Source organism: Kitasatospora sp. NPDC002522 (assembly GCF_053595195.1).
The window spans coordinates 1-8036 of sequence record NZ_JBSFXE010000087.1; the positions used below are offsets into that span (position 1 = coordinate 1).

At 73.6% G+C, this 8036-nt stretch carries 5 protein-coding genes; 1 reads left to right on the forward strand and 4 read right to left on the reverse strand.

The annotated features are described in order from the left end of the window. Positions 1–139: 139 nt before the first annotated feature. Both lanL and ACWD4U_RS34330 read right to left on the reverse strand, forming a co-directional pair. The gene (gene lanL, locus ACWD4U_RS34325; RefSeq protein ID WP_363462112.1) at positions 140–2932 is read right to left on the reverse strand and encodes a class IV lanthionine synthetase LanL; all 2793 of its coding nucleotides are present in this window, start codon (positions 2930–2932) and stop codon (positions 140–142) included. Positions 2933–2934: 2 nt separating this feature from the next. Beyond that, positions 2935–3102 carry an SflA family class IV lanthipeptide gene (locus tag ACWD4U_RS34330; protein WP_363462114.1) on the reverse strand — a complete coding sequence of 56 codons (168 nt, stop codon included), beginning with the start codon at positions 3100–3102 and terminating at the stop codon, positions 2935–2937. Between the two features lie 273 nt (positions 3103–3375). Here ACWD4U_RS34330 and ACWD4U_RS34335 point away from each other — a divergent pair, with 273 nt between their 5' ends. Further along, positions 3376–4611 carry an ROK family transcriptional regulator gene (locus ACWD4U_RS34335; protein ID WP_449787403.1) on the forward strand — a complete coding sequence of 412 codons (1236 nt, stop codon included), beginning with the start codon at positions 3376–3378 and terminating at the stop codon, positions 4609–4611. Positions 4612–4719: 108 nt separating this feature from the next. Here ACWD4U_RS34335 and ACWD4U_RS34340 read toward each other — a convergent pair whose 3' ends face one another. Together ACWD4U_RS34340 and ACWD4U_RS34345 are read right to left on the reverse strand one after the other, a co-directional pair. Beyond that, positions 4720–7581 (reverse strand): glycosyl hydrolase 2 galactose-binding domain-containing protein, encoded by a 2862-nt coding sequence (locus ACWD4U_RS34340; RefSeq protein ID WP_363462116.1) that lies wholly within the window; start codon positions 7579–7581, stop codon positions 4720–4722. Between the two features lie 22 nt (positions 7582–7603). Next, on the reverse strand, positions 7604–7756 hold the full coding sequence (locus tag ACWD4U_RS34345; RefSeq protein ID WP_363462118.1) for a hypothetical protein: 153 nt from the start codon (positions 7754–7756) through the stop codon (positions 7604–7606). Between the last annotated feature and the right edge of the window lie 280 nt (positions 7757–8036).

Sequence of the window (8036 nt, forward strand, 5' to 3'; positions counted from 1 at the left end):
TATGAAGTCACAAACGCCCGTCCGGCCGCGTGCATGATGACGTCGCCAACGAGCCGACAAATCGCAAACAGGACAGCCGAGGCGTCAGTCAGTCGGTGGGTCAGACTCGCTGGCAACATCACCAGGAACATCATCACTGTCAGTCGAGTAGGCCGAGGCGGGGGCCGCCGGTGGATTGGAGGCGGCGGAGGAAGGTGAGGACGCCTGCGGAGCCGCCGGCCCAGGTGGCGGTGGGGTGGGTGAGGGTGGTGTCGGGGAAGGTGGGGCGGGACGGGGGGCCGCCGGCGCGGGTGAGGATGAGGGCGGCGATGGTGTCGGCGGCGGTGAGGAACTCGTCTGTGGTGGCGGGGAGTTGCGCGAGGTCGAGCATCAGGTCGCCGACGCCGGAGAGGCCGCAGCACTGGGTGACCAGCGGCATGCGGGGTGCGAGTGCGGTGCAGGTGCGGGCGCACTGTTGGGCGAGGGCGAGGAACTCCGGCGCGGCGAGGCGGTCGGCGGCGCGGACGAGGACCGCTCCGATTCCGGCCAGGCCGCGGCACCAGGAGCCGTAGCGGCGGGTGGCGCCCGGGGCGGTGGCCGCCGCGAGGATGTCCGGGGTGGCGGCGGCGAGTGCCGTGCAGGCCTGGTGGGCCTGGCGGGTGGCTTCCGGGTCGCCGGTGGTGTGCGCGTACTCGAGGAGGAAGTAGGCGACACCCGCGTCGCCGTGGGCGAGTCCTTGGCGGAGGGCCGCGGAGCCGGGGCGGTCGGCACCGGTGGGGGACAGGCGGGCCTCGCCGGAGGTGAGCAGGCGGTGGCATTCGGCGGCGACGGCGAGATGGTCGACACGGTGCACGTCGACGGGGTGGGGGGTGGGGGAGGTCCGGGCGAGGAGGAGGCGGCCGATGCCGATGCCGGCGATGCCCTCGATGAAGTCGGCCTCGGGTGGGCCGCCGTCCGGGCTCTGGTGCGGAATCGTCGGGTGGGAGCCGGGAGTTGGGGGCAGGCCCGCCTGGGCGAGGAAGAGTTCGACGCCGGTGCGGCCCGACCAGAAGGACGGCGAGAGGTGGCGGGAGCGGGCGGCCGCGGTGGCCGTCCACGCGGCCAGGGTGTCGACGGCTTCGCGGACACCGGGCCGGTGGAGGTGGTGGAGGAGTTCCAGGCCGAGGCCCGCGGTGCCGCCGTAGACGTCGACGGCGGTCGGGACGGCTGCGCGTGCGGCGAGGGCGGGGTCGGTGAGGCGGTGGGCCTCGGCGACGCAGAAGGCCGTCGTGTGGTCGATGATCTCCGCGAGCAGGCTGTCGTCGAGGTGGTGGCGGTCGGGCCTGCCGTGGGGGCGGGGCAGCGAGGCGGGGTCGGGTGTGATGGTCGCCGCGAGCAGGCTGTCGTCGAGGTGGTGGCGGTCGGGCCTGCCGTGGGGGCGGGGCAGCGAGGCGGGGTCGGGCGTGATGGTCGCCGCGAGCACGCCGTCGTCGAGGTGGTGGTGGTCGGGCCTGCCGTGGGGATGGGTGGGGGCGAGTGGGTGGCCGGGTGTACGGGGAACTGAGTCGGCGTCATCCGGGGCGGTGGGGCTGCCGGTCTCGGCGCTGCGGAGTCGGGCCGCGCCGGCGGTTCGTACCGTGGGGTCGAAGCTCGTCAACTCGGCTATCAGGGTGCGGAATCGGTGGTGGGAGGGCCCGGGGAGGGCGAAGGCGAGGGTGGCCAGGGTGCGGTCGCGGTTGATGGTGTGGGACGGGTCGATGACGACGGGGTCGAGGCCGGTGGCGGCGTAGCAGAGGGTGGCGCCGAGGGCGTAGTAGTCGTCGGCGGGGGCGGCCGGGCCGTCGGGGCGGCGGACGGGGGCGTTGTAGCCGGGGGTGGCGCCGTCGGGGCCCTGGCCGTGCAGGGAGCTGATGCCGAAGTCGACCAGGTGGGGGTGGCCGTCGGCATCGAGGACGACGTTGTCGGGCTTGAGGTCGCGTACGACGACGCCGTGCTGGTGGATGGCGTCGAGGACGCGGAGCAGGCGGGCGGCCAGGGCGAGGGTGGCGTCGGCGGGGTACGGGCCGCGGAGTTGGACCTCGCGGCGCAGGTCCCGGTCGCCGCAGCTGGTCATGACGAGGTACTCGTCGGCGCGGTGCCGGAAGGCGTCGAGGGCGCGCGGGACGCCGGGGGCGGTGGCGAGGGCCGCCAGCACGAGGCGTTCGTTGCGCAGGCGGTCGCGGGTGTCGGCGCCGGACTCGTCCTCGGCGACGTAGGCCCGGGCCTGTTTGACGATCACCTGACGTCCCGTCAGGGTGTCGATCGCGCGGTACACGTTGCCGTGCGGCTTGCGCGCGATGCCGCCGGTGACCCGGTAGCGCCCCCCGCCCAGGCCGCCGGTGCGCCGCAGGCCTCCCGGGTCGGAGCCGCCACGCGCCTCCCCGCCGGGCGCCACCTCGGTTCGTGCGGCGAAGGGGTCGGTGGCCCAGGGCGGGCAGCGGTACGCGCCGGTGGCGAGGCCGTCGAAGAGGCGGCCGTCGGGGCCGACCATGACCGACTCCGTCCGGCCGCTGCGTCCGGTGCGGTAGGAACCGGTGAAGGGGCCGTAGCGGTAGTAGACGGGGGCGTCGGGGTCGACGCGGCGGTCGCTGACGACCTGTGGGCCCTCGCGCCCGCGGAGCAGGGCGACGAGTTCGTCGGCGAGGGCGAGCGCGGTTTCGGGCGCGGGGTAGACGGTGATCGCCTTGCCGACGGCGCCGGGGCTCGCCGCACCGGAGTTGAGCTCCCGCAGGGTCTCGGGGGTGCGGGCCCACTTGGCGTGGCAGACGTGGCGTTCGAGGACCGGTAGGACCAGCGCGGTGACCGCGTCGAGCTCGCCGGGGCGGGTCGAGACGTGCAGCTTCCATCCGTGGTCCATCGCCGGCATCCGCGGATCGGTCAGGTACGACCAGGTGTCGTCGGACCGGACGCCGCGACCGGCGATGGACCCGGACACCGTCAGGAGTTGAAGTCGCAGGCGAACCGGGTGGTCGCGGTGACCCACGGGTCGGCGAGGCACGCCGTGGCCTCGTGGTCGCTGCGGTCGTCGTCCTCGAACACGATGGTCTCGTCGTCGACCACCAGCGGGCCAGCGTCGCGGATCTGGTCGATCAGGGCTACGGGCATGTGACGCCTCCAGGTCATGTCGCGCGTCCGGCGAGGGCGCGGGTCGCGCCGCCGTGGACCGGCGGGCCCGGTCGGGCCCTGGTCCTGAGCCACGAAGGTAGGGAGGAACCTGTGAACCTGACAAGGGGTCAGGATACGTAACCTCCACGGAACGGTCCGGATGTGGAGAATGCGTGTGTACGTAATCGGGAACTCGGGGGGCGGGCCGTGCGTCAGGACAGCGACGGGGGCCGGTCGCGGATCGGGCCGGGGCAGTGCAATAGCATCGCCGAGGTGAACGATGCACGACCGGAGGACGCCGTGACCCAGCAGGCGGCGCCCGCCTTCCCGACCGGCAACGGGGCCGAGCGTCCGTGGAACCGGCAGCGGCTGCGCAGCAACAACGAATGGCTGCTGCTGGAGCGGCTGCGCCTGCACGGCCCGCTCTCGCGTGCCCAACTCGCGCGGGACACCGGCCTGTCCAAGCCCACCGTGTCCGCGGCGCTGGCCGCGCTGGAGACCGCCGGGCTGGTCCGCGAGGCGGGCCGGTTCGTGCCCGAGCGGGGCCGCTCCGCCGTGCTGTACGAACCGGAGCCGACCGCCGGGCACGTGCTCGGCGTGGACATCGGCCGGGCCCGGCTGCGGGTCGCCGTCGCGGACCTGTCCGGGCAGCTGGTCAGCCGGCGGGACGTGCCGAACCTCGGCAGTTCGGCGGACGCGGTGGCCGAGGCGGTGGTGGCGGCCGCCCGGGAGACCGCGGCGGCGGCCGGGCTCGAACCCTCGGCGATCGTCCACGCGGTGGTCGGCAGCCCCGGCGTGTGGGACGAGCAGAGCCGCAGCGTCCGGCTGGCCGCCAACCTGCCCGGCTGGGGCCGCAGCGGCCTGATCGACGGGATCGCCGCCGGGCTGGAGACCACCGTCACCATGGTCAACGACGCCAACTTGGCGGCCGTCGGGGAGTACGCGTTCGGCGCCGGGACGGGCAGCCAGCTCTTCGTCTACGTGCTGGTGGGAACCGGTCTGGGCGTCGGCGTGGTGCGCGGCGGCGACCTGCTGGTCGGCGCGCACGGGGCGGCCGGCGAGATCGGGTACCTGCCGCTGCCCGGTCCGAGCGGGACGGCCGGCGAGGGCACGCTGGAGTCGGCGGTCTCCGCGGAGGCGGTGGTGCGCAGCGCGGTGGCGCTCGGGATGCGGCCGCCGCTGACGGCCAAGCAGGTCTTCGACGCGGCGCGGGCCGGTGACCCGGTGGCGGCGGAAGCCGTCCGGGAGGAGGCCGAGCGGCTGGGCTACGCGCTGGCCATCGTCGCCTCGGTCCTCGACCCGGACGTCCTGGTGCTGGGCGGCGGCGTCGGCCGCAGCGCGGACCTGCTCCTCGGCCCGGTCGAACGCGCCCTGCACCGGCACTCGCCGCTGCGACCGCGCGTCGCGCCGAGCCTGCTGGGCGACGACGCGGTGCTGTTGGGGGCGGTGGCGACCGCGCTGGAGGCCGCGCGGCCGGAGGTCTTCGAGCGGCGGGCCGGCACGGTCTGAGCGCGGGGGTCCGCCCGGGGAGAGGTGTCGCTCTCCGCCGGGCGGACCGCTGGCGCAGACCGCGTCCCTGGCGGACCGCGCCCTGTACCGCAGGAAACTGACTTGGCGTCAGCCTCCCGTGACCACGGTGTCGGTGCGGGGGACGTTCCAGCCTTCGAGGCTGAGCACCGGGGTGGTGCCGGTGAGGTCGGTGGAGCGGTAGGTGGCGGTGAGGGTCTGGGATTCGCCGGGCCACAGGGTGAGGTCGTTGGCGTTCCAGACGGTGGAGCGGGCCTGGTTGTCGCCGGAGAGTTCGGCGCCGGCGGCGGTGCCGCGGCGCAGGTCGGCGCGGAGCAGGAAGCCGACGGTGGGGGTGGTGGAGGTGTTGGTGACGGTGACGGTCAGGAGCCGGTCGGCGCCGTTCGGGCCGGCGGCGGGCGTGGCGGTGGCGGTGACCGCGACCTTGGCGGGCGCGAGGTTCTGCAGGGCCTTCAGGTCGGCGTAGGAGGTCATCGCGGCCTGCGGCTGCCCGAGGGTCTTGCTCCAGTTGACGCTGTCGCCGGTGGTCGGCTGCCAGTAGACGTTGCGGTCGACCAGGGCGCCGTTCTGACGGAGCAGCAGTTCGACGAAGTAGACGGTGTGGGCGGTGGTGGGGACGGTCGGCTTGAGGAGGTTGCCGGCGACCTGCTGGCCCGTCAGCGAGAAGGCGGGGGAGGTCCGGTCGTCGAGCAGGGTGCCGGCGGTGTCGTAGACCCGGGACTCGACGGTGAGGCCGGACTGGGTGGCGGAGCCGAGGTTGTCGGCGGTCACCGTGCCGGTGTCGAGGGTGAAGAGGGCGTGCAGCGGGCGGTTGGCGGCCTGGGCGCCGAAGTAGGCGCCGGCCTGGTCGTAGTCGTTGTTGTAGAGCGACCAGAGCAGGGTCGGCCAGCCCTTGTTGAGCTGCCAGTAGAGGGTGCCGGTGGACGGGGCGACGGCGTTGGTCGAGTGCGCCAGGAAGGCCTCGAACTGGGCGCGGACGTTCTCGTAGTTGGCGGCCTGGGCCTTGCGGACGTAGTCGGACAGGCCGGTGGGGGCGCCGTAGCGGTTGGTGATCGAGGCGTCGAGGTTGTAGAGCGTGCCGAAGTGGTAGCCGGTGTGCCTCGTGCCCTCGTAGTTGGCGTGGTACTGGTTGGCGCCGGGCGTCTGCCAGAGGGCGGACTGGTCGGCGGCGGAGAGGAAGCGGTTCAGCGAGTCCTGGGTGGGGACGGTGTTGCCCGCGCTCTGCTCGCTGTCGAAGCCCCAGGCGCCGCCGGAGTTGGTGAGGTCGCCGCCGGTGCTGTGCGCGGTGTCGTACCAGTAGGACGGCGGGACCCAGTCGTACGGGCCCTCCTTCTCACCGGCCTGGCCGAGGGTGGGGCTGGACTTGTACTCGGCGGAGGCGATGAACGGGCCGTCGTAGTCGGCGGCGGCGAACCCGGCCAGGGCCAGCGACTCCTGACTTGCCGTCGGGGCGTTGTCGCTCCACTCGAAGGAGAACACCGCCGGGTGGCGCCGGAGCGACTCGCCGACGGTCTGCGCGCTGAGCCGGTAGGTGGCCTGCTGGGCGGCGGTGTAGCTGGTGGCCTCCCAGAAGTCGCAGCACTGGAAGCCGGCGTTGACCAGGATGCCGGCGGCGTCCATCTGCCGGTACCAGTCCTCGGGCATGAAGTGCCCTTCCAGCCGTACGGTGTTGAGGCCCATCGACTTGATCAGCGCGATCTGCTGGGCGGTGTCCGCCGGGTCGTAGCGCAGGAACAGGTCGGGGGCCCAGCCGCCGCCGCGGACCACCAGCGGGGTGCCGTTGATCTTGAAGGCGCGCACGCCGGCGGGGGCGTTGCCGCCGGCGCCGGTGAGGTACGAGGTGACGGTGCGGATGCCGAAGGTGGAGCTGGTCGTGCCGAGCACGGTGGCGCCCTGGGCGACGCCGGTGGCCAGGGTGTAGAGCGGCTGGGCGCCGAGCTGGTAGGGCCACCAGATCTGCGGGTGGGCCAGGGTGAGCGCCGGGTAGGCGGCCGGGGTGAAGGAGACGGTGCGGGTGGAGCCGGCCGGCACCGTGACGTCCTGGGAGACCGTCACCGGGGTTCCGCCGCCGGGCGGGGTGAGGGTGGCGGTGACGGTGGCGCTCTGCGCGGTGGCCGTGGTGTTGGTGACGTCGGTCTTCACGGTCAGCGCCGAACTGCCGAGGTCCGCCGCGGTGTTCTGGACGACGTGCGCGTTGCCGTCGATCAGCGCCCCGCCGGTGCGCAGCTGGACGGGGAACTGGAGGCCGGTGTTGTTGTCCGGCGGGAGCTGGGACCAGTCGATGTCCGAGGTGTTGAGGCTGGTCGCCGGGTTGTTCGGATACACCTGCAGGGCCACCGAGTTGGTGCCGGGGCGGAGCAGCGCGGTGAGGTCGAGCCGGTTGCGGGTGTAGGCGCCGGCGACGGTGGTGTGGTCGGCGACCAGGGTGCCGTTGACCCAGACGTCCGCGGAGCCGACGACGCCGTTGACCACCAGGTCGGCGTGCTGGCCGGCCGGCGGGGCGGTGAAGTCGGTGCGGTACCACCAGGGCACGTCGAACGGGGTGAGCGGCGGGCCGGTCTTGGTGAGCTGGCCGAAGCAGCTCTTCATCGTGGCGGCGTAGAAGACGTTCGGGCAACTGCCGTTCAGCAGCAGCGCGTTGATTTCGGTGCCGGGGGCGCCGCCGCCGTCGTTCGGGACGCTCAGCCAGCCGCCGGTGGCGAATCCGGGGGTGGAGATCTTGGCGCCGCCCTGGGTGGCGGTGGCACTGCTGAGCACCTTCCAGCCGGCGGTGTCGCCGAGGTCGGTGAGGGCGCTCGCGCCGGTCGGCGGGGCGGGGAGGACGGCCGCTGCCACGGCGCTGGCGGGGGCCGCGGGCCCGGCGCCGTACAGGGAGAGTGCCGCGACGGCGAGGGCGGCGGCTGCCGCGGTGGGCCGTCGCCAGGCCGCGGCCGTCTGCCGGGATCTGGTCATGGGTCGGGCTCCTGTCGGGGTCTCAGGCGACGGGGTTCCGGGAGGCCGCGTTGCAGGCGTCGGCGTCGTGCTGCTTCTTCACCGCCGCGTCCCGGACGGGGGCGGTGGCCAGGACGGTGCCGAGGGTGAGCAGGCGGGGCAGTGGCCCGGGGCGGGGCGGACGAGTGGGGGGCATCCGAGACCTTCCTCCTCGAGGTTAGGAAAGGTTCCTTACTAGCTGCCCGGGAGGGTAGGGCGGCCGCCGTGGGCCGTCAAGGGGTTGCGGGGCCGCGCGGCAGGCGGCGCAGGGAAGTCGGCCACAGTTGTCGCGCAGGGGCTTGACGCGTTAAGTAATGCTCCCTAACTTGATCTCCCCGTCCGCCCCCCATGTCTGGAGTTGTTCGGTGTCTGCTGGGTTCACGCGAAGAATCGGTCTGTTCCAGGCCACGGCGATCAATATGAGTCAGATGTGTGGG